We start from the raw sequence: 22,215 nt of genomic DNA, 5'->3' as shown, positions 1-22,215 counted from the left end.
AAGAGTGATAAGGCGGTGCCGTGCCATTGAACCCTGTCCGCCTTACTGACCAGTACCCAGGTCCATGTGAGATGCACAAACCCCAGGTGAGAGGCTCAGACGCTGTGGATTCCCCAACGCCCGACCCCGCACGGCTCCGCAGATCCTACGAGGGGGGCGAATTGGCGGAGGCGGCCGTCCCCGCCGATCCGCTGGCGCTGTTCGCCGCGTGGTTCGCCGACGTGCACGCCTTCGGGCTCCCGGAACCGAACGCGATGGTGCTGGCCACGGCGTCCGCGGACGGCGTCCCGAGCGCCCGGACGGTCCTGCTGAAGGGGTACGGGCCGCACGGGTTCCGCTTCTTCACGAACTTCACCTCCGCCAAGGGCCGCGACCTGGCGGAGAACCCGCGCGCGGCGCTCGTGTTCCCGTGGCACGCGATGCACCGGCAGGTGCGCGTCGCCGGCCCGGTGTTCCGGCTGCCGCCGGACGAGTCGGAGGCGTACTTCCGGACCCGGCCGTACGGGTCGCGGCTCGGCGCGTGGGCGAGCGAGCACCAGTCCGGGGTGATCGCGGACCGCGCGGCGCTGGAGCGACGGTTCGCGGAGCTGGCCGAGCGGTGGCCGGATCCGGCCGCGACGCCGGGCGGCGACGCGGTCGCGGAGGGCGACGCGGTGCCGCTGCCGGACTTCTGGGGCGGGTTCCGCGTCGTCCCGGAGAGCATCGAGTTCTGGCAGGGCAGGCGCGACCGGCTGCACGACCGCATCCGGTACCGGCGGACGGCGCTGGACGACCAGGGCCGCCCGCTCGACGCGGACCCGGGCGCGGCCGGTCAGTGGGTGACGGAGAGACTGTCTCCGTGACACCGGAACAGCAGCCACCCCCCGCCTACGCTCCTGACACCCCCGCAGAGACCGCCCCGGACGCCGCGGACGCGGCCGCCGACGAGCCCGAGAATCCGCCCGGACGAGCGAAACCCGAGCGACCGGACGAACCCGAGCGCCCCGAGAAATCCGAGCGACCCGAGAAATCCGAGCGACCCGAGGAACCCGAGGCGCCGGGCTCCCGGCCGGCCGCGCGGAGCCGCCGCGGCCTGGTCCGGCGGCTCGCGATCGACACCCGCCCGCTCGGCCACCCCCCGTACCGGCGGCTGTGGCTCGGGCAGGGCGTGTCGTTCATCGGCTTCCAGGTCACCGCGGTCGCGGTGCCCGTCCAGGTCTACGACATGACCGGGTCGTCGTTCTGGGTCGGCGTGCTCGGGCTCGTCAACCTCGTCCCGCTGATCGTGTTCGGGCTGTGGGGCGGCGCGGTCGCCGACCACATGGACCGGCGCAGGCTGCTGTTCTCCTCGTCCTGCGTGATGTGGGGCGCCACGCTGCTGCTGCTCGTCCAGGCACTGCTGCACCTGGACAGCCTCCTGCTGATCATGGTGGTGGTGGCGGTGCAGGCGACCGGGTTCGCGGTGTCCTCGCCGACCCGCAGCGCGATCATCCCGCGGCTGGTGGACAAGCCGCTCGTCCCGGCCGCCAACACGCTGAACTTCACCGCCAGCCAGGTCGGGATGCTCGCCGGGCCGCTGTTCGCCGGCGTCATCCTCGCCCGCTGGAGCTACGGCGCCGCCTACGGGATGGACGCGGCGCTGTTCACCGTCGGGCTGTGGGCGGCGCTGCGGCTGCCGTCGATCCCGCCGCTCGGCGACGTCGCGGGCGCGCCCGGGCTCCGGTCGGTGATCGACGGGCTGCGCTACCTCGGCACCCAGCCGGTGCTGCTGATGTCGTTCGTCGTCGACATCATCGCGATGGGCGTCGCGATGCCGCGCGCGCTGTTCCCGGAGCTGGCCGAGACCCGGTTCGGCGGCGAGGGCGCGGTCGGCTACCTGTTCGCGGCGATCGCGATCGGCGCGTTCCTCGGCGGGCTGATCTCCGGCTGGATCGGCCGCGTGCACCGGCAGGGCATCGCCCTCGTCGTCTCCATCGTGGTGTGGGGCCTCGCCGTGGCCGCCGCGGGCCTCGCGCACCAGCTGTGGCTCGCGGTGCTGCTGCTCGCCGTCGGCGGCGGCGCCGACCTGGTGTCGTCGGTGTTCCGGCAGACGATGCTCCAGACGTACGCCCCCGACGAGATGCGCGGCCGCCTCCAGGGCGTCTTCACCGTCGTCGTCGCGGGCGGCCCCCGCCTCGGCGACGTGCGGGCGGGCGCGGTCGCGAGCGTCGCCGGCGCCACCGCGTCGTGGGTCGGCGGCGGCATCGCCTGCGCGGTCCTGGTCGTCGCGGTCGCCTTCCTCGTCCCGGCGCTCCTGCGCTACGACACGAGAACCGCCGAGACCGTCCCCGTCCCCTGACCGCTCGCGTCAGCGGAGGGCCTGGTCGGCGGCGGGACGGCCTGGTCAGCGGAGGGCCTGGGCGGCGACCTTGAGGTCGTCGACGAGGCCGGCGTACAGGGCGTCGCGGTCCTCGGCGCGCAGCACGGCGGACGGGTGGATCGTCGCGACGACCTGGGCGTCCGCCTCGCCCGGCGGGGTCTCGTCGATCTCCCGCCCCGCGGCCGGGGTGCCGATCGTCTCCAGGTCGGGCAGGGCGAGCAGCCGCCCGCGCAGCCTCGTCACCCGGAACGACGAGCCCAGCAGCGCCTTCCCGGCCGTCGCGCCGAGCACGACGACGACGTCCGGGTCCAGGGTCCGCAGCTCGGCCAGCAGCCAGGGGCGGCACGCGCGCATCTCGCCCGCGTTCGGCGTCTCGTGGATCCGCCGCTTCCCGCCCGCTTGCCGCTTGAACTTGAAGTGCTTGACGGCGTTGGTGACGTACACGTCGCCGCGCTCGATCCCCGCCTCCTCCAGGGCCTGGTCGAGGACGCGTCCGGCCGGGCCGACGAACGGGTGGCCCTTGCGGTCCTCCTGGTCGCCCGGCTGCTCGCCGACCAGCACGACGCGTCCGCCGGCGGAGCCCTCGCCGAACACCGTCTGCGTCGCGTTCTCGTAGAGGCCGCAGCCCCGGCAGCCGGCCGCCGCCCGGCGCAGCGCGCCGAGATCGGAGCGCTCCGCGGGGGAGTCCGGGAGGAACGGCTCGGCGTCCTGGGAAGTTTTCGCGTTCATCTCGCGTTTCCCCGTACCCGCTGCCCGCGGGATATTCGCGGGGCCCGGCGGCGGGGGACCCATAGCAAGTAGACTTCAAGGCCATAAGACTGGAGGGAGCTGTGACCTCACACGGCCTGATCGATACCACGGAGATGTATCTCCGGACGGTGTTCGAGCTCGAAGAGGAGGGGATCATCCCCCTCCGCGCGCGCATCGCCGAGCGGCTCTCCCAGAGCGGCCCGACGGTGAGCCAGACGGTCGCGCGGATGGAACGCGACGGGCTGCTGCGGGTCGAGGGCGATCGGCACCTCGAGCTGACCGACAGCGGCCGCGGCCTGGCCACCCGCGTGATGCGCAAGCACAGGCTCGCCGAGTGCCTGCTGGTCAACGTCATCGGGCTGCCCTGGGAGGACGTCCACATCGAGGCGTGCCGGTGGGAGCACGTGATGTCGGAGGAGGTCGAGCGGCGGCTGGTCGCGCTGCTGGACAACCCGACCACCTGCCCGCACGGCAACCCGATCCCCGGCCTGGACGAGCTGGGCGGCCACGGTGACGACGCCGCCGCGGCGCCGCTGTCGGTGATGACCGCGGTCGCGAGCGCCTCCGGCGCCGCCGCCGTCGTCCGGCGGATCAGCGAGCAGGTGCAGATGGACAGCGACCTGATGCTTAGACTCAAGCAAATAGGGATACAACCGGGACGAGAGGTGACTCTCCGGGCGACCGATGACGGGGTGCGGGTGACCTGTGACGACGAGGCCGACGGTGCTGCGACGGAACTGCCGCGCGACATCGCCGAGCACGTCTTCGTCAGCAGGCGCTGACACGGTCGGCGTGCCGCCCCCCGCCCCCGCCGCGACGGTCTATACCGAAGATCTCCATACCATCGCGCCGTTCGGGCGTATCCCGGTGGCGGGTTCGTCGTTCAATACGACGAGGCAAACACGTACGAGCACCGCGCCGCGACGCCAGGTGATCATCACGGCGGGCGGTGCGGACCGGCCGCGCGGAGGCGGCGCGGCTGCCGGCGGGACCGCGACTGTGATCGGGATGGGGAGATGAAGCGTTGGGGGGAAGCGCCCTTCGAGGCGCATCTGCCGCCCGAGACCGTCCTCAACCAGATGGAGATGGCGGTCATCGTCTGCGACCGCTTCAGCAACGTCATCTACGGCAACGCGTTCGCGCGCCAGCTCTTCGGGTTCGGCGGCGACGAGATCATCGGGCACTCCATCCTGTCGCTCGGCATCGCCGAGGAGGACCACGAGCAGGCCACCGAGCTCGCCCGGCACGTCCTCAAGGGCGGCGTCTGGGAGGGCACGTTCTGCAACCTGCGCGCCGACGGCACCACCGTGTACACGCGCGCGCACGCCGTCCCCCTGCGGCACCCGTCCGGCGCGGTCGACGGCGTCGTCATCTTCGCGCGCGAGGCGCTGCGCTCCAACCAGCGCGACCAGGAGCGGTACGGGCTGCTGGAGCGGATCGGCGAGCGGCTCGCCGGGTCCCTCGAGCTGGAGGCGACGCTGCGGCGGGTCGCCGACACCCTCGTCCCGCAGTTCGCCGACCACTGCTTCATCGACCTGTACAGCGGCGACCGCCTCTACCGGCGGGTGTCCCGGCACGCCGGCAACTGGGAGCCGCCGCCCGGCACCTGGGCGGAGGTCGGCGAGCCCGTCTCCTACCCGCCCGGCCACTTCAGCGCCAAGGCGATGGCGCGCCGCGACGCCGTCCTCGTCGAGGACATGGTCCAGCACCGGTTCGCCGCGCCGACCGAGTCGTCGCTGCGGCTCGGCGAGTCGATGGGCATCACCTCGGTGATCTCCGCGCCGCTGCTGGTGCGCGGCGAGCTGCTCGGCGTGATGAGCCTGGCGCTGTCCAACCTGTCGAAAAGACCCGACCCGCACTACGACGGCTTCGACCGCGACCTGCTCGGCGCCATCGCCAGCCGCGTCGCGCTCGCCGTCGACAACGCGCTGCTGTTCGAGGAGGAGCGCGAGACCGCGCTCGCCTTCCAGAAGCACCTGCTGCCCGGTGACCGCCCGCCGCCGCTGGACGGCCTGCAGATCGCCTGGCGGTACGAGCCGGCCCGCCCGCTTGAGGCGCACGGCCACGGCATCCAGACCCAGGTCGGCGGCGACTGGTACGACGTGATCCCGCTGTCGGCCGGGCGCGTCGGGCTCGTCATCGGCGACGTCGAGGGCCGCGGCGCCCGCGCCGCCGCGGTGATGGGGCAGCTGCGCGCCGCGCTGCGCGCGTTCGCGCAGGACGACAAGCCCCCGGCCGACATCCTCCGCAAGCTCGACGAGTGGGTCCGCACGATGACCCGGCCCGAGCGGATGCGGTCCGGCTGGAACAGCGACGACCTCGTCCGCCCGCCGCTGGTGTCGTGTACCTACTTCGTGTACGACGCGTGGTCGCGGGTGCTGGAGTTCGCCAACGCCGGCCACGACCCGCCGCTGCTCATCGTGGACGGCGAGGTCGGCGAGCTGGAGTTCGAGAGCGAGGGCGCCATGCTCGGCGTCCGCGCGCCCGGCATGGGCGGCGAGATCCTGTTCAACGAGGAGCAGTCGGAGCTGAAGCCCGGCTCCACGCTGGTGCTGTACACCGACGGGCTCATCGACCGGCGGCCGAAGGACGACGGCGAGTACTACACGCGGGAGGAGTCCCGCGAGATGGTCCGCGCGGCCGTGCAGGAGGTCGCGCGCGGCGGCGTCGAGGCCATCGCGAACGCCGCGTACGACGCCGTCCCCGGCGACATCGACGACGACGTGGCGATCGTGGTGATCCGCACCGCCGCCGACGAGCTGGCGGTCGAGGAGCGCACGTTCCCCGCCGAGCCGATCATGGTGTCGGAGGCGCGCCGGATGGCGGCCGACGCGTTCGCGTCCTGGGGGATGCTCGACGAGCAGGCCGAGCTGGCCTGCCTGCTGGTCTCCGAGGTCGTCACCAACGTCGTGCTGCACGCCACGTCGACGCCGCAGCCGCGCCGCGAGATGGTCGTCCCGGTGCCCGCGGGGCCGCCCGGGCGCGGCGGCGAGCCGCTGAGCGCGCCGCCGCCCGTCCAGTTCAACACCGCGCAGGTCGGCGGCTCGTTCGAGGCGGGTCTCGACCCCGCGATGGACGCGGGCGGGTTCGACGAGGACGACTGGAACCTCGGCGCCGACCTCGGCCGCCGCGAGCCGCCGACGAAGGAGTTCCGGCTCCGGCTGCGGCGCGGCGGCGACGCGATCTGGGTCGAGGTGTTCGACTCCGACATGCGGCTGCCGCGGATCCGCAGCGCCGGCGAGACCGACGAGGGCGGCCGCGGCCTCTACCTCGTCGACCAGCTCGCCACCCGGTGGGGCGCCCGTCCGACGAACGACGGCAAGGCCGTCTGGTTCGAGCTGCCGCTGACCCCGTGATGCGGGCGTGGGCGGTGGACGCGCCGGCTCCGATCGCCTCGGGGCCGCTGCGCCGCGCCGACCGGGACGTCCCGTCGCCGGGCCCGGGTGAGCTGCTGGTGCGCGTGCTGGCCTGCGGCGTCTGCCGGACGGACCTGCACGTCGCGGAGGGCGACCTGCCCGTCCACCTGCCCGGCGTGACGCCCGGCCACGAGATCGTCGGGGAGGTCGCCGAGGCGGGCGCGGGCACGCTGCACGCCGCCGGCGACCGGGTCGGCGTCGCGTGGCTGCGCGGGACGTGCGGGGCGTGCCGGTTCTGCCGCCGGGGCGCCGAGAACCTTTGCCCGTACTCGGTGTACACGGGCTGGGACGCGCACGGCGGCTACGCCGAGTACGCCCTCGCCGTCGACGCCTACACCTACGCGCTGCCGCCCGAGCTCGACGACGTCCGCGCCGCGCCGCTGCTGTGCGCGGGCATCATCGGCTACCGCGCCCTGCGCCGCGCCGACCTCCCGCCGGGCGGGCGGCTCGGGATCTGGGGGTTCGGCGGCTCCGCGCACCTCGCCGCACAGATCGCGATCGCCGAGGGCGCCGACGTGCACGTGTTCACCCGCAGCCCCGCGGCCCGCGAGCTGGCCCGCTCGCTCGGCGCCTCGTGGGCGGGCGACTCGTTCGACGCCTCGCCCGACCCGCTCGACTCCGCGATCGTCTTCGCGCCCGCCGGCGGGCTCGTCCCGGCAGCGCTCGAACGCCTCGACCGCGGCGGCACCCTCGCCATCGCCGGCATCCACCTGAGCGACATCCCGTCCCTGGACTACCAGCGGCACCTGTTCCAGGAGCGGCAGGTCCGGTCGGTGACCGCCAACACCCGCGCGGACGGCGAGGAGTTCCTGCGCCTCGCGGCCCGCCTCGACGTCGCCGTCACCACCCACCCCTACCCGCTGGACGAAGCCGACCGCGCCCTGGCGGATTTAGCCGCCGACCGCTTCACCGGAGCTGCCGTCCTCGTCCCGTAACTGTTACGACCACCTCAACCGACGCCCCGGCCACGCAACGACCTGGACCGTCGCGATCGCGAGCGAAGCCGGATTCGAGCTGGCGAGAATCCGATCGCGCAGCGAGCCCCCAAGGCGAGTCGGAGCGATGCAGCGATCGCACGAGCGCCCGTTGAAGGGAGGGCGTCCAACGCCCGACCGCCGAGGGCGGTCAAATAGGCACAGCCGCCACGTGGGCCCAGGACTGGGTGAACCAGAGCTCGCCGCCGATCACGCGGGGCTTCGCGCCGGTCTTGGGGCCGCCGTCGACCTCGTCGGTGAGCGCCTCGCGGATCCGGTCGGCGGACGCGTCGTCGCGCGCGCCCGCGAGCCACGGCTCCACCGGCCGCTCGACGGTGAACACGTCGAGCCGGCGGATCGTCGCCCCCGCCGACGTGATCATCTCGGTGAGCCGGGCGATGGACGGGGTGCCGGGGTGGTCCGGGTCGCGCAGCCGCTCGATCCGGTCCCGCTCCGGGCCGGCGAGGTTGCCGCGGACGAGATCGGCGATGATCAGCCGCCCGCCGGGCCGGCAGACCCGCAGCAGCTCGCGCAGCACCCGGTCCGGCTCGCCCAGCGTGTACAGCGAGAACCGGGCCGTGACCAGCGAGAACGCGTTGTCCCTGTAGGGCAGTGCGGTGGCGTCGGCCTGCACCGCCGGGCCGGTGGGCTGCGGGCGCGGGTCCTCGCGGGTCGCCATCGCGGGCGGCCGGTCCCCGTCGCCGGCCGGGCCGGTGATGCGCACCGGGCCCGTCCCGAACTCGACCGTCGACATCCGGCCGCCCCGTCCCGGTTCCTCCGGCGCCGGCGTCGCGTCCACCGCGGTCATGTACCGGACCCGGGGGCGCAGCGCGGCGGGCATCGGCCCGCGGCCGCGCGCCACGTCCAGGCACACGTCGTCGCGGTCGGGTTCGACGAACTCCAGCAGGCGCCGCAGGTGCGGGGCGATGCCGCCGGCGGTCTCCTGGACCGCGGTCGCCGGATGCGGCACGGGTGGTCTCCCTCGGCTCGGACCGGCTCCTCGGGCACGGGGACAGGCGTGAAGCCGGTTTCGCCAGTTATGACTCCCGGTGCGGGCGGGAAGTTCGGATCCGGGGCCGGGGAAATTCGCCGCCGGCGGCGTCAGCCTCTCAGGTGCTCGCCGTACAGCGCCCCCACCACCAGCACGAACACGATGATCACCGCGGCGCGGGTGGGCATCGGCATGCGGAGCTTCACCGCGACCCAGCGCACGCAGAACGCGGCGAGCAGCGCGACGACCGCGAGGCTGAGGAGGCCCTCGTCCATGGTCACCTTCAATCCGGGGGGAGTGCCGCCATCTAGAACGATAGACGCGTAAGGCAAGGGTTACCTCGGAGTAGGAGCCGCGCGAGCCGCCCGATAATCTCGCGGATGTGGCAGATGCGAAGGAAGTAGACGGCCGGGACCGGCTGGACGACCTGATGACCAACGTGGCGCGGGCGCGGGTCGCTCTCGGCCTCGCGGCGTTCGCCGCGCCGAAGCTGACCGTGAAGCTGATGACGTCGGCGGGCGGTACCGACCCGGGACGCGACTACGTCGCCCGGATGTTCGCCGCCCGCGAGATCGCGCTCGGCGCCGGCTACCTGCTGAGCGACGGGCCCGGGCGCAAGCTGTGGGCCCGCGCGGGGCTGCTCGTCGACTCCCTCGACACCGTCAGCGGGCTGCGCACCCGCCGCGGCCTCCCGCTGTGGGTGACGGCCGGGGCCACCGCGATCGCGGGCGGTTCCGCCGCCCTGGGCGCCGCCAAGGTCGCCCGCGACATCATGCGCTGACGTCCCCGGACGGGTCCCGGCCTCCGCGCCGGGGCCCGGATCCGGCGCCGCCGCGCTCCGATTTGCGGTGATCTCTGTGGGTAGACCTCCCTCGTCCGGCTGGCGAGGGGGGACGGCGGTATGACCGCTGACACGGTGGCGCGCGGCGAGCAGACCATGCCCAAGGGCAGGGACCTCTACGTCATCCTCGGCGCGCTGATGCTGGCGATGCTGCTCGCCGCGCTGGACCAGACGATCGTCTCCACGGCGCTGCCGACCATCGTCAGCGACCTCGGCGGCCTCAACCACCTGTCCTGGGTCGTCACCGCGTACCTGCTGGCGTCCACCGCGTCGACGCCGCTGTGGGGCAAGCTCGGCGACCAGTACGGCCGCAAGCGGCTGTTCCAGGGCTCGATCGTCATCTTCCTGGCCGGGTCGGCGCTGTGCGGCATCGCCCAGGACATGAACGAGCTGATCTTCTTCCGGGCGCTGCAGGGGCTCGGCGGCGGCGGGCTGATGGTCCTCGTCGTCGCGATCGTCGGGGACGTCGTCCCGCCCCGCGACCGCGGCCGCTACCAGGGGATGTTCGGCGCCGTCTTCGGCATCGCCAGCGTGTGCGGGCCGCTGCTCGGCGGCTGGTTCGTCGACAACCTGTCGTGGCGCTGGGTGTTCTACATCAACCTCCCGATCGGCGTCGTCGCGCTGGCGGTCATCGCCGCCGTCCTGCACGCCTCGGGGGAGCGGGAGCGGCACCGCATCGACTACCTCGGCACGCTGCTGATCGTCGGCTGGTCCGTCGGGCTGGTGCTGATGACGACCTGGGGCGGCACCCGCTACGACTGGCTGTCCGCCCCGATCGTCACGCTCGCCGTCGTGTCGGTGGCGCTGATCGCGGTGTGGCTGCTGGTCGAGCGGCGCGCCGCCGAGCCGATCATGCCGCCGCACCTGCTGCGGCACGCGGTGTTCTCGCTGTCGTCGGCGATCAGCTTCGTGGTCGGCTTCGCGATGTTCGGCGCGCTGACCTTCCTGCCGATCTTCCTGCAGGTCGTGCACGGCGTCTCGCCCACGCTGTCCGGCGTGCACCTGCTGCCGATGATGATCGGCATGCTGGTCGCGTCGATCGGCTCCGGGCAGCTGATCAGCCGGACCGGCCGGTACAAGATCTATCCGGTGGTCGGCACGCCGCTCATCGCGATCGCCCTGTACCTGCTGTCGCGGCTGGACGAGAACTCCTCCACGCTGTCGATGAGCCTGCGGTTCGCGCTCCTCGGGTTCGGCCTCGGCCTGGTGATGCAGGTCCTCGTCATCGCGGTGCAGAACGCCGTCTCCTACCAGGACCTCGGGTCCGCGACGTCCGGCGTCACGTTCTTCCGGCAGATCGGCGGGTCGTTCGGCGTCGCCGTGTTCGGCTCCGTCTTCAGCAACGAGCTGGCCTCCCACGTCGAGGACCTCGCCAAGGGACGGCTGCTGCCGCCCGGCTTCAACCCGTCCGCCGTGCAGGGCAACCCGAAGCTGCTCGACCGGTATCCCGGGCCGGTGAAGCAGGGCGTCCTGCACGCCTACGCGCAGTCCATCGACACCGTGTTCCTGTGGGCGGTGCCCGTCGCGGCGGTCGCGTTCGTCCTCACCTGGTTCCTGCGCGAGGTCCCGCTCCGCGCCACCTCCCAGACCCCCGACTACGGCGAGGGCTTCGGCGCGGCGCCGACCGTCCGCTCGTCCCGGCACGAGATCGAGCGGTCGCTCAGCGAGCTCATGCGGCGGGACGCGAAGGCCGCGGAGGTCTACAACCGGCTCGCCCGCCTCTGCGGCGTCGACATGCCCGCCGGCAGCATCTGGGCGCTGTGCCGCATCGCCAAGGACGAGACGGTCGCCGGGACGGACCTCGCCGACCGCGCCGGCGTCCCGATCGAGCAGGGCCGCCCGTACGTCGACCGGCTCGTCGACGCGGGGTACGTCGACCGCACCGGCGGCGTCCTCGCCATCACCCCGGCCGGCCGGGCGACCGCCGAGCGGCTGTTCGCCGCCCGCCGCGAGGGCCTGGCGAAGCACGTCGAGGGCTGGTCTCCGGAGGAGCATCCGGAGCTGTCCGACGTGCTGACCCGGCTCGCCCGCGTGTCGCTGGGGCAGGACGCCGACGGCGACGTCCTGAAGCGCGGCCCCGCCGCCGAGACCGCCACCTGACGCGCCCGCGTCCCGGGCGCCGCCGGCGCCGTTCCGTCCCGCGGTGAGCATCGGGTCGCCGAGACTCAGCTCACATGGCGTTGCGCTACGAGGGATGTAATCTCATACTGACGACCGAATCTCACTCGGTTTCGGGACGGAACCCCAGAATTTTGGAGGCGTAGTGGCCGAGGCGTACATCGTCGGCGCGGTCCGTACCCCCGTCGGTACCAAGAAGGGCGCCCTCAAGGACGTGCACCCCGCCGACCTCGGCGCGCACGTGCTCAAGGAGCTCGTGAACCGGACCGGCGTCGACCCCTCCGCGGTCGAAGACGTGATCATGGGCTGCGTCATGCAGGCCGGACCGCAGGCCCTCGACATCGCGCGCACCGCCTGGCTGTCGGCCGGGCTGCCGGAGAGCGTGCCCGGCGTCACCATCGACCGCCAGTGCGGCTCCTCCCAGCAGGCGATCCACTTCGCCGCGCAGGGCGTGCTGTCCGGCACCCAGGACCTGGTGATCGCGTCCGGCGTCGAGCACATGGCCAAGGTGCCGATGGGCGCCACCATCGTCCAGGGCCTCGACTTCCCGTACGGCGAGGGCTGGGGCGAGCGCTACGGCCAGCAGGAGATCTCCCAGTTCCGCGGCGCCGAGCTCATGGCCGAGAAGTGGGGCTTCACCCGCGAGGACCTGGAGAAGTTCGCGCTCGAGAGCCACCGGCGCGCCGCCAAGGCCATCGAGGCCGGCTACTTCGACCGCGAGATCGCCCCGCTCGCCGGGCTGACCAAGGACGAGGGCGCCCGCCCCGACACCACGCTGGAGAAGATGGCGGGGCTGAAGACCCTCCGCGAGGGCGGCGTCATCACCGCCGCGGTGTCCTCGCAGATCTCCATCGGCTCGTCGGCGCTGCTCATCGCCTCCGAGGAGGCCGTCAAGCAGCACAACCTGACGCCGCGCGCCCGCATCCACACCCTCGCGCTCACCGGCTCGGACCCGGTCTACATGCTGACCGGCCCGATCCCGGCGACGGAGAAGGCGCTGGCCAAGTCCGGCCTCAAGATCGACGACATCGACGTGTTCGAGGTGAACGAGGCGTTCGCCCCCGTCCCGATGGCGTGGGCGCACGACACCGGCGCGTCGCTGGAGAAGACCAACCCCAACGGCGGCGCCATCGCCACCGGCCACCCCCTGGGCGCGACCGGCGGCATCCTGATGACCAAGCTGCTGCACGAGCTGGAGCGCACCGGCGGCCGCTACGGCCTGCAGACGATGTGCGAGGGCGGCGGCCAGGCCAACGCCACCATCATCGAGCGTCTCTAGTTTCTGCAATCCCGGCCCAAGGGGCTCGCCTGGCGGCTCGCCCCTTGACCGCGATTGGGCGAGCGCGACCTCGCTTCGCGAGCTTCCCGGTGGGGGCTCGCCTTCGGCATCGCCCCCACCGGTCAGATAACGCGCTCGCATGACGGCTGGGCGTTCCTTCGTGGCCCATCCCCGGTTCGGGGGTGGGCCACGGGCGTTGGCGCGGGAGGATGATGGCCGGGTCGTGCCGGTGCACCGCGGGGAGAGGAATATGTACGAGACGATCGTCTACGAGGTCGCGGAGCGGGTCGCGCGGATCACGCTGAACCGGCCCGACGCCCGCAATGCGCTCAGCGACCAGATGATCGACGAGCTGCTCGACGCGTTCGAGCGGGCGAAGGCCGACGACGGCGTCCGGGTCATCGTGCTGACGGGGGCGGGCGAGCGGGCGTTCTGCGCGGGCGCCGACCTCGGCGGGCTCGGCCGGGCGCAGGCGGACGGGCGGTCCGTCGCGGACGCCGGCGCGATCCGCGAGAGCGCCCCGTTCCGGCTGTTCACCGCGTTCCCGAAGCTCGGCAAACCGATCATCGCGCGGCTCGCCGGGCACGCGGTCGCCGGCGGGCTCGGCCTCGCCGCGGCCTGCGACCTGGTGGTGGCGGCCGACGACGTGAAGCTCGGCACCCCCGAGGTCAACGTGGGCCTGTGGCCCATGATGATCATGGCGATCATCAACCGGAACGTCGCGCCGAAGCACGCGTTCCGGCTCTACTACACCGGGCAGCGGATCACCGCGGCCGAGGGCCGCGAGATCGGCCTGGTCACCGAGGTGGTGCCGCGCGCCGAGCTGGACGCGCGGGTGGACGAGCTGGCCCGCACCATCGCCGCCAAGAGCCCGCTCGGCCTGCGCCGCGGCCGCGACGCGTTCTTCGCGATCGAGGGCCGCCCGCTGGAGGACCAGGTGGAGCACCTGCTGTCCGAGCTCGTCGGGCTGGCCGCGACGGAGGACGCCAAGGAGGGCATCACGGCGTTCCTGGAGAACCGCGCCCCCGACTTCCAGGGCCGCTGACCGCGCGCGCGACGGGCGCCGGCGGCGCCGGCGGTGTCAGGAGACGGCGGTGAGGGTGAGCGTCCGCTGCAGTTCGGCGGCGCGGGCGTGCATCCGGTCGGCGGACTTCTCGATCCGGGAGAGCTTGCCGGTGCGGCAGGAGATGGCGAGCGCGCCGATCGCGGTGCCGGTCGCGTCCGTGACCGGGACCGCGGCGCAGCCGGTGCCGAGCGCGTACTCGTCGCGGTCGAGGGAGAGCCCGCAGGGCGAGCTGAGCGTGCTCAGCAGCCGCGCCGGCTCGGTGATGGTGTTCGGGGTGAGGTCGACCAGCGGGTGCCGGGACAGGTAGTCGCGGCGCCGCTCCTCGTCCAGCTGGCTCAGCATGCACTTGCCGAGCGCGGTCGCGTGCGCGGACTCGTCGAAGCCGACCCACAGGTCGACGCGGGGCGCGCGCGGGCCGTCGGCGATGTCGATGAGCCGGATCTCGTCGTCGACGTGCATGCCGAAGTAGCACGCGACGCCGAGCTCGTCGCGGAGAGCGATCAGCGTCGGGCGGACGCGGGCGAGCAGCTGCTGCGTCCGGCTCCGGCCGTGCAGCGACTGGACGCGGTCGCCGAGCACCCAGACGCCGTCCGGGAGCCGCATGGCGTAGCCCTCGTAGGCGAGGGTGCGCAGCAGGTGGTAGGTGGTGGCGAGGGGCAGCCCGGCCTCGCGGGCCAGCTGCTTGGCCGGCGCGCCGCTCGGGTGCGACGCCACCACCTCCATGAGGTGCAGGGCCCGCTGCACCGAGGCGATGAGAGTGGGTCTGCGTGTCTCATCCATCACGCACAGCGAACTCCTCCGGCCCGGCCGGGTCAAGGGCTTTGCCGGTACTCGGCCCTGGCGGCCGCGACACGCCCGCGCGGCGGAGGAGTACACGGCGGGCCGACCGGGGAGTAACTTCGGGACAGTGCAACCTCTGGGGGCGGATCCCCCAGACCCCCAGGGCTGCCGCCCGGAGGGCGGGCGGGAGCAGCGGGAATCGCTTCCGAGGAGCCGGCATGAGCCAGCCGAGTCGCAGCCAGACGACCGTCGACGAGCGGACCGCCCGGCGGGTCGCCGAGGAGGCCCGGGAGACCGAATGGCGGCTGCCGAGCTTCGGCAGGCAGCTGTTCCTCGGCGACTTCCGGCTCGGCCTCGTCCACCCGCATCCCCGCCCGGACGACGACGCGCGGCGGCGCGGCGAGGCGTTCCTCGCGCGGCTCACCGAGTTCTGCGCGACCCGGATCGACCCCGCGCTGATCGAGCGGGAGTCCCGCATCCCCGACGACGTCGTCGAGGGGCTGCGGGAGATGGGCGCGCTCGGCATGAAGATCCCCGAGCGGTACGGCGGGCTCGGGCTCAGCCAGCTCTACTACGGGCGGGCCCTGATGGTCGTGGGGTCGGTCAGCCCGGCGCTCGGCGCGCTGCTGTCGGCGCACCAGTCCATCGGCGTCCCGCAGCCGGTGAAGATGTTCGGCACCGAGGAGCAGAAGGACCGCTGGCTGCCGCGGTGCGCCAAGCAGATCAGCGCGTTCCTGCTCACCGAGCCCGACGTCGGCTCGGACCCGGCGCGGCTGCGCGCCACCGCCGTCCCCGACGGCGACGACTACGTCCTGAACGGCGTCAAGCTGTGGACGACCAACGGCGTCGTCGCCGACCTGGTCGTCGTCATGGCGAGGGTGCCGAAGTCGGACGGGCACAAGGGCGGCATCTCCGCGTTCATCGTGGACATGGCCGCGCCCGGCATCACGGTCGAGAACCGCAACGCGTTCATGGGGCTGCGCGGCATCGAGAACGGCGTGACGCGCTTCCACGACGTGCGCGTCCCGAAGGCGAACCTGATCGGCGCGGAGGGCGCGGGCCTGAAGATCGCGCTCACGACGCTGAACACCGGGCGGCTCTCGCTGCCCGCGATCTGCGCGGCGAGCGGCAAGTGGGCCGCCAAGATCGCCCGCGAGTGGTCGCGGGAGCGGGTGCAGTGGGGGCGGCCCGTCGGCGAGCACGAGGCCGTGGCCCGCAAGGTCGCGTTCATCGCCGCGACCGCGTACGCGCTGGAGGCCATCCTCGACCTGTCCGGGCAGCTCGCCGACGACGAGCGCAACGACATCCGGATCGAGGCGGCGCTCGCGAAGCTGTGGTCGTCGGAGATGGCCTGCCGGATCGCCGACGAGCTGGTCCAGCTGCGCGGCGGCCGCGGCTTCGAGACGGCCGAGTCGCTGGCCGCGCGCGGCGAGCGCGGCGTGCCCGCCGAGCAGCTGCTCCGCGACCTGCGGATCAACCGGATCTTCGAGGGCTCCACCGAGATCATGCACCTGCTGATCGCGCGGGAGGCGGTGGACGCGCACCTGTCCGTCGCGGGCGACGTCATCGACCCCGACGCGTCCGCCGCGACGAAGGCGCGCGCGGCGGCGAAGGCCGGCGGGTTCTACGCGCGCTGGCTGCCGACCCTGGTGACGGGCGCGGGGCAGCGGCCGAACGCGTACGCCGAGTTCGGCGCGCTCGCCAAGCACCTGCGGTACGTGGAGCGCGCCTCCCGCAAGCTCGCCCGGTCCATCTTCTACGCGGCGGGCCGCTGGCAGGGCAAGCTGGAGTACAAGCAGGGGTTCCTCGGCCGGATGGTCGACATCGGCGCCGAGCTGTTCGCGATGAGCGCCGTGTGCGTGCGCGCCAATGCCGATTCCTCCGGCCTTGGTCCGCTTTCCGGATCCATTGTCGACGGCGCGGGCGAGGCCAATGTTCCGGGCGCGTCCGCGGTGCTGCTCGCCGACGCGTTCTGCCGGCAGGCGCGCGTCCGCGTCGAGGAACTCTTCGACGGGCTGTGGCGCAACACCGACGAGATGGACGTGAAACTCGCGCGCGCCGTCCTCGCCGGAGATTTCGCCTGGGTCGAGGAAGGCGTATTGGACCCCTCCATTCCCGGTCCGTGGATAGCGCCCGCCGAACCAGGGCCGAGCGAGCGGCCGAGCGTGCACCGCACCATCGGCTGAGAGGACCGCGCCGACCTGCGGTGCGTGACCGCCGGGCCGCCGTGCGCTACGGTGGCGTGTCCCGGTCGCCGGTCCGTGGGACCGGTCACACCGGGACAGACCGGTCGCCGATTCCGTAGGCCGATTCCCGAACGCCGGGCATTCCGGTTCCGTACGGGTGGGTAGACTGTCCCGACCTTGCGCCAGAGATCAGACCATCCCGAGGGATCCGGTCCGTCGATCCGGCGAAAACAAGCAGAACGCCAACGCACCCAGCGAGCGGGAAGTATGCAGCAACCTGGTCAGAAGAAGTCCATCGCAGGCACCCTACTCAACCTCCTCGGCAGCGGGCCGAAGCCCGAGCCGTCGGCGCCCACCGCGGGCGACGGCGAGGTCATCCAGCCCGCCGCCGGCGACGGCGCCCTGGAGAACCACCTGGGCGGTGACGAGGCCCGCAACTACCGCAAGTACGAGTACGAGACCGTCGCCCCCCACGTCGGGCGCTCCCTGCTGGAGATCGGCTCCGGGCTCGGGCACTTCTCCGAGCAGTTCGCCGGACGCCTCGACTACCTCGTCGTCAGCGACAACGACCCGTACTGCGTCGGCGAGCTGCGCAAGCGCTACGAGGACAACGACGACGTCGAGGTCATCGACCTCGAGCTGCCGGCCGAGATCGAGATCCGGCAGAAGGTCGACACCGTCGTGATGATGAACGTCCTGGAGCACATCAAGGACGACGTCCAGGCGCTGCGCGACCTCGCGTCCGTCACCCTGCCCGGCGGGCGGATCGTGATCTGGGTGCCCGGCTACATGCAGCTGTACGGCGACTTCGACCGCAAGGTCGGGCACGTCACCCGCTACACCCCGGCGACGCTGGAGGCCTCCGTCCGCGAGGCCGGCCTCGTCCCCGAGGTGCTCAAGCCGATCAACTTCCTCGGCGGGATCGCCTGGTGGTTCGCGGTCCGCCGCGGCGGCGCCGGCTACCCCGACCCGCGGCTGGTCAAGATCTACGACCGGACGGTGGTGCCGGTGACCCGCGCCATCGAGCGGCTCGTCCGGCCGCCGTTCGGGCAGACCGTCTTCTGCGTGGCCCGCGTCCCGCGCTAGCGCGGCGGCCGTCCCGCGCCCGCGCGGCGGCCCGGCGACGCCCCGGCGGGCACGAGATCATCACCATGTGAACTCGTGCCCGCCGTTTTCGGTATGTCGCCCGTTACACGGCGCAATGGGCGGAGCACACTGGGAAGTGGCCGGAACGGTCGCGGACCGCCTCTCCGGGGGGAGGAGCACCGCATGCTTCCGCGGTGCGCGCCCGTGAAGGCCGGCCACGTCCGTTCCCGTGTGGTCCGACGGTTCAGTGGCGGGGGTCCGGGAGGGGGGCTCCCGCCACGGAACCATGCCCGTTCGCTGCGGAGCCCCCGCCGGAGCGCGCGGCGGAGCGCGCGGCGGAGCCGGCGAACAGCGCCAGCCGGTGCGCGGTCGCGGCGGCCTCGCCGCGGTTGGCCACGTCGAGCTTGCCGAGGATGTTCGACACGTGCACGCTCGCCGTCTTGATCGAGATGAACAGCGCCTCGGCGATGTCGCGGTTGCTGCGGCCCTCGGCGACCAGGCGCAGCACCTCGTACTCGCGCGGGGTCAGCCCCAGCGGCGCGGACGGCTCGGCGCCGTTCCGGCGCGGCGCCCGCGTCCGGCGCAGCAGGTCGGCGACCTGCCCGGCGAGCGGCTCCGCGCCGAGGCCGGCGGCGATGTCCGCCGCGATCCCCAGCCGCGCGGCCGCCGCGTCGTGGTCGCCGTCCGCGAGCGCGGCCTCGGCGGCGTGGACGAGCGCCTGCGCGCGGGCGTACGGGTTGCCGATCCCCTCCCACGCGGCGGCGGCCGCGTCCCAGGCGGCGAGGTCGAGGACGCCCCGGGCGCGGGCCGCCTCGGCGTCGAAGACGAGCTTGTGGGCGCGCTGCAGCGGGCCGCTGATCGTCAGGCCCGCGGCGCGCTCCTCGATCCGGCGCAGCACCGGCGCGGCGGGCGCGCCGATCTCGGCGCAGGCGGTGGCGCCCGCGACCAGCACCGGCAGCGCGTAGCGGGCGTCGTCGGGCAGGCCCGCCTCCTCGATCACCCGCTCGACCGGCGGGAGCACGTCCTGCGGGCGGCCCTCGGCGAGCGCCATCCGCGCCTCGAGCCACAGGGTGCTGAAGTAGTCCTGCGTCTTCAGCCACTTCATCTTGAGCCGCATGATCTCGCGGGAGCCCGCGAGGCGTTCGCGGGCGGTGGCGAAGTCGCCGCGGGCGAGCGCCACGGCACCGGACAGGACCAGCAGCGACGTCCGGATCGTCACCGCCGGCTCCTGCTCCATCGCGTGGTTCATCACCGCGATGGCCTCGTCCCAGCGGCCGAGGGAGACGAGCGGCTCGGCCTGGTTGATGCACAGGAACGTGCCCTGCGTCCGCGCCACGCCGTACTCGCGGGCCAGTTCCTTGCCCTGCGCGGCGACGGCCGCGGCCTCCTCGTGCCGGCCCGCGCCCTCCAGGAAGTGCGACTTGATGACGTAGTAGCGCAGCAGCACCCGGTGGTTGCCGGCGGCGGTGACGATCCGCTCGATCTCGGCGAGCGTGCCCTCCGTCGCGGCGCTGTAGTCGGAGTAGTCGATGTCGGCGCAGAACAGCGTGATGAGCGCCTGCGCCTCGGCGACCGGGTCGTCGAGCTTGCGCGCGATGGCCAGCGACTCCGCCGCCGCGGCCTGGGCCTCGGGGATGTCGGTGGAGAAGCGCACATAGGTCGCGAACGTCGCGAGGACGCGCGCGCGGAGCACGGTCGGGGGATCGGCGGGCAGCGCCTTCACCGCGGCCCGCAGGTCGTCGACGAAACCGGGCCGCGCCATCTCGTAGCGCATGTGGCCGCGCAGCTCCAGCAGCGACGCCCAGCGCTCGGTGTCCATCGCGTCCTCGCCGGCCGCCTCGACCTCCTTCAGCGCGGCGGTCGCGAACTTCAGGCCCCGGTCGTACTCGCCGGCGAGGTCGGCGGCGGCCGCGGCGTCCTCCATCACCTTGGTGTGGTCGGCGCCGATGCGCTCCGCGGCGTCGGGCACCCGGTCCCAGAGGTTCAGCACCCGCGACAGCATCGTCAGGCACTCGGCGTACGCGAGCGCCTTGCGGGCGTCGGCCGCCGCCCGCCACGACGCGACGAGCGCCCACGTGGCGTCGTTCGCGGCCTTCCAGTGGTGGCTCAGCTCCACCCAGAGCCGTCCGGACGGGACGAGGCTCGGGTCGTTCTCCAGGGCCTCGGCGTAGCGGGTGTGCAGGCGCGTGTACTCGCCGGGCAGCAGGTCGTCGTGGACGGCCTCGCGGATCAGCGCGTGCCGGAACGCGTAGCCGTCGCCGTCCACGACCAGCACGTTCGCGGCGACGGCCGGGCGCAGGACCCGGGTCAGCGCGGCGTCGTCCAGCCCCGACACGGCCGCCAGCAGCGCGTGCTCGATCCGGGTGCCGCCGCCGCTGGCGTCCCGCAGCACGTCCTGGGTCTCCTCCGGCAGCCGCTGCACGCCCGCCAGCAGCAGGTCGCGCAGCGACTCGGGCAGCTCGCAGGCGAGCGTCCCGTCGTCGTCGAGCAGCGCCTCGATGAACAGCGGGTTCCCCTCGCTGCGCGCGTCGATCCGGTCGACCAGGCCGGCCGGCGGCGCGTGCCCGAGCACCTCGGTGACCAGCGCCGCGACGTCCGAGCGGGCCAGCCGGGTGATCTCCAGCCGGCTCACCCGGTCGACCCGCTCCAGCCCGCCGAGCAGGGGCCGCAGCGGATGGGCGCGGTGCAGCTCGTCGGACCGGTACGTCACCACGATCAGGACGGGCGCGACGCTCAGGTTGCGCACGAGGAACGACAGCAGGTCGCGGGTGGAACGGTCCGCCCAGTGGGCGTCCTCGATGACGAGGACGACCGGCTGCCGCTCGGCGAGCCGCTCCAGCAGGGTCAGCACCACCTCGAACAGCCGGGCGCGCTCCTCGCCGGACGCGGCGTCGCTCTCCGGCTCGCCGAACTCCGGCAGCAGCCGCGCGAGGCTCCCGGTGTCGCCGCGCGGGACGAGCGCCGCGACCCCGTCGATGCCGATGTCGCGGACCAGGCCGCGCAGCACGGTGGTGAACGGCGCGAACGGCAGGCCGTCGGAGCCGAGCTCCAGGCAGCCGCCGAGGAGCACGCGGGCCTGCCCGCCGCCGCCGACGGACGCCGCGAACTCGCGGATCAGCCGGGTCTTGCCGAGGCCGGCCTCACCGCCGACCAGCACCGCGCCGGGGGCGGCCGCCAGCGCGTCCTCCAGCACGGCGAGCTCGGCTGCCCTGCCGACCAGGACGGGACTCATCGCACGCGCGCTCACGTCACAAGAATGCCAAATGAATCCGACAATCCCACCTGAATATCAGTCGGTGAGATGGCGCCAGCCCTGACCGCGGTGCTCGTCCAGCCCGGCGACCGGCCCGCCCGGCAGCGGCGGGTGCGCCGAGGTGCGGACCGGGCCCGCGTCCAGCACGCCGCGCGCGCGGAAATGATCGAGGTCGAGCATCTCGGCGCCGGTCAGCAGCGGCGCCACCGGCGCCCCGGCGGCCGACAGCCGCTCCATCGCCTCGTCCCTGGTCAGCCGGGCGATGGCGGCCGCCACCCCGGCGTCCAGCTCGGCGACCCGGCCGAGCCGCTCGGCGAACGGGACGCCCGCCGCCTCGTCCAGGCCCAGCGCGCGGCACGTCGCCGCCCACAGCCGCTCCTCCGACACGACCCCGAGCGTGATCTTCAGGCCGTCCTTGGTCGCGTAGACCCCGTACCCGGGCACGGGCCCGGTCACGTGCGGCGCCGGGGCCGCCGGCTCGACCGGTTGCGGCCGCGTCGCCTCCGGGACGGTGCTCGTCCAGTGCGCGAGCACGTCGGCCATCCCGAGGTCGATCCGGTCGCCCTCGCCGGTGGTGCGGGCCTTGAGGCATGCGGCGGTGATCGCGAACGCGGCCATCGTCGCGGCGGCCATGTCGGCGACCGGCAGCTCCTCCAGGGACGGCGACACCGCGTCCGGCGGCAGCGTCGCCGCGTACGCGCGGTAGTTGACGTCGTGCCCCGGCACCTGCGCGAGCGGCCCGTCGGCGCCGTAACCCGAGATCGAGCAGTACACCAGCCTTGGGTTGCGCGCGCGCAGCACGGCGTCGCCGACCCCGAGCCGGTCCGCGACGCCGGGCCGGAACCCTTCGACGAACACCTCGGCGTCCTTCGCGAGCTCCAGGCACCGCTCGCGGCCCTCGTCGGACTTGAGGTCCAGCACGATGCTCCGCTTGCGCCGGTTGAGCAGGTCGAAGTGCCCCTGGAACATCCGCATGGGCTCGCCGCCGGGCGGCTCCACCTTGAGGACGTCGGCGCCGAGCTGCGCGAGCAGCTGCGTGGTGTACGGGCCGGGCCGCCACATGGTCAGGTCCAGCACGCGCAGTCCGTCCAGCGGCGCCATGTGATCTCTCCGCGGTCTCGGCCCTCCGGCGGGCGG

Annotated in this window: 17 protein-coding genes; 11 read left to right on the top strand and 6 right to left on the bottom strand. The window is 73.4% G+C overall.

Annotated elements, in window-relative coordinates; all coding sequences use genetic code 11:
• Window positions 1-71: 71 nt before the first annotated feature.
• Entirely contained in the window at window positions 72-842 is a 771-nt protein-coding gene (gene pdxH, locus F9B16_RS23200) for a pyridoxamine 5'-phosphate oxidase (RefSeq protein WP_151542215.1), read from the top strand.
• A complete protein-coding gene (locus F9B16_RS23195; protein ID WP_225991878.1) occupies window positions 839-2,317 on the top strand; it encodes an MFS transporter in 1,479 nt (492 codons plus the stop codon). Before pdxH ends, F9B16_RS23195 begins: the two co-directional genes overlap by 4 nt.
• A gap of 45 nt (window positions 2,318-2,362) precedes the next feature.
• Here the strand turns inward: F9B16_RS23195 and F9B16_RS23190 are convergent, their stop codons facing one another.
• Window positions 2,363-3,067, bottom strand: a complete 705-nt coding sequence (locus tag F9B16_RS23190; protein WP_151542214.1) for a UdgX family uracil-DNA binding protein — start codon at window positions 3,065-3,067, stop codon at window positions 2,363-2,365.
• A gap of 101 nt (window positions 3,068-3,168) precedes the next feature.
• On the opposite strand from F9B16_RS23190, the gene F9B16_RS23185 reads away from it, so the two are divergent.
• From F9B16_RS23185 to F9B16_RS23175, 3 genes are all read left to right on the top strand, one after another.
• Window positions 3,169-3,870 carry a metal-dependent transcriptional regulator gene (locus F9B16_RS23185; RefSeq protein ID WP_151542213.1) on the top strand — a complete coding sequence of 234 codons (702 nt, stop codon included), beginning with the start codon at window positions 3,169-3,171 and terminating at the stop codon, window positions 3,868-3,870.
• Between the two features lie 234 nt (window positions 3,871-4,104).
• Window positions 4,105-6,444 (top strand): SpoIIE family protein phosphatase, encoded by a 2,340-nt coding sequence (locus F9B16_RS23180; protein WP_151542212.1) that lies wholly within the window; start codon window positions 4,105-4,107, stop codon window positions 6,442-6,444.
• Between the two features lie 14 nt (window positions 6,445-6,458).
• The gene (locus F9B16_RS23175; protein WP_404800515.1) at window positions 6,459-7,439 is read left to right on the top strand and encodes a zinc-dependent alcohol dehydrogenase family protein; all 981 of its coding nucleotides are present in this window, start codon (window positions 6,459-6,461) and stop codon (window positions 7,437-7,439) included.
• Window positions 7,440-7,629: 190 nt separating this feature from the next.
• On the opposite strand, the gene F9B16_RS23170 is transcribed toward F9B16_RS23175, so the two are convergent.
• Both F9B16_RS23170 and F9B16_RS51080 read right to left on the bottom strand, forming a co-directional pair.
• A complete protein-coding gene (locus tag F9B16_RS23170) occupies window positions 7,630-8,448 on the bottom strand; it encodes a class I SAM-dependent methyltransferase (RefSeq protein ID WP_151542211.1) in 819 nt (272 codons plus the stop codon).
• 131 nt (window positions 8,449-8,579) lie between these two features.
• The gene (locus tag F9B16_RS51080; RefSeq protein ID WP_173096635.1) at window positions 8,580-8,744 is read right to left on the bottom strand and encodes a hypothetical protein; all 165 of its coding nucleotides are present in this window, start codon (window positions 8,742-8,744) and stop codon (window positions 8,580-8,582) included.
• Between the two features lie 107 nt (window positions 8,745-8,851).
• Here F9B16_RS51080 and F9B16_RS23165 point away from each other — a divergent pair, with 107 nt between their 5' ends.
• The 4 genes from F9B16_RS23165 to F9B16_RS23150 all read left to right on the top strand — a co-directional run bounded on the left by F9B16_RS23165 (window position 8,852) and on the right by F9B16_RS23150 (window position 13,752).
• Window positions 8,852-9,250 (top strand): hypothetical protein, encoded by a 399-nt coding sequence (locus F9B16_RS23165; RefSeq protein WP_225991877.1) that lies wholly within the window; start codon window positions 8,852-8,854, stop codon window positions 9,248-9,250.
• A 120-nt stretch (window positions 9,251-9,370) separates the two neighbouring features.
• Entirely contained in the window at window positions 9,371-11,410 is a 2,040-nt protein-coding gene (locus F9B16_RS23160; RefSeq protein WP_151542210.1) for an MFS transporter, read from the top strand.
• A gap of 163 nt (window positions 11,411-11,573) precedes the next feature.
• Entirely contained in the window at window positions 11,574-12,707 is a 1,134-nt protein-coding gene (locus F9B16_RS23155) for an acetyl-CoA C-acetyltransferase (protein ID WP_151542209.1), read from the top strand.
• 250 nt (window positions 12,708-12,957) lie between these two features.
• A complete protein-coding gene (locus F9B16_RS23150; RefSeq protein WP_151542208.1) occupies window positions 12,958-13,752 on the top strand; it encodes an enoyl-CoA hydratase-related protein in 795 nt (264 codons plus the stop codon).
• 36 nt (window positions 13,753-13,788) lie between these two features.
• Here F9B16_RS23150 and F9B16_RS23145 read toward each other — a convergent pair whose 3' ends face one another.
• Window positions 13,789-14,553, bottom strand: a complete 765-nt coding sequence (locus F9B16_RS23145) for an IclR family transcriptional regulator (protein WP_151542222.1) — start codon at window positions 14,551-14,553, stop codon at window positions 13,789-13,791.
• Between the two features lie 218 nt (window positions 14,554-14,771).
• Here F9B16_RS23145 and F9B16_RS23140 point away from each other — a divergent pair, with 218 nt between their 5' ends.
• Together F9B16_RS23140 and F9B16_RS23135 are read left to right on the top strand one after the other, a co-directional pair.
• Entirely contained in the window at window positions 14,772-16,739 is a 1,968-nt protein-coding gene (locus tag F9B16_RS23140; protein WP_151542207.1) for an acyl-CoA dehydrogenase family protein, read from the top strand.
• A gap of 267 nt (window positions 16,740-17,006) precedes the next feature.
• A complete protein-coding gene (locus F9B16_RS23135; RefSeq protein WP_151542206.1) occupies window positions 17,007-17,825 on the top strand; it encodes a class I SAM-dependent methyltransferase in 819 nt (272 codons plus the stop codon).
• A gap of 244 nt (window positions 17,826-18,069) precedes the next feature.
• Here the strand turns inward: F9B16_RS23135 and F9B16_RS53910 are convergent, their stop codons facing one another.
• Entirely contained in the window at window positions 18,070-21,072 is a 3,003-nt protein-coding gene (locus tag F9B16_RS53910) for a helix-turn-helix transcriptional regulator (protein WP_318839254.1), read from the bottom strand.
• Window positions 21,073-21,114: 42 nt separating this feature from the next.
• A complete protein-coding gene (locus F9B16_RS23125; protein WP_151542205.1) occupies window positions 21,115-22,179 on the bottom strand; it encodes a CaiB/BaiF CoA transferase family protein in 1,065 nt (354 codons plus the stop codon).
• Window positions 22,180-22,215 lie beyond the last annotated feature (36 nt).

It is taken from the genome of Actinomadura montaniterrae, assembly GCF_008923365.1.
In the GTDB taxonomy this organism is placed as follows: domain Bacteria; phylum Actinomycetota; class Actinomycetes; order Streptosporangiales; family Streptosporangiaceae; genus Spirillospora; species Spirillospora montaniterrae.
Note: the sequence above shows the minus strand (reverse complement) of the source record. Positions and strands in the feature narration are given on the sequence as shown.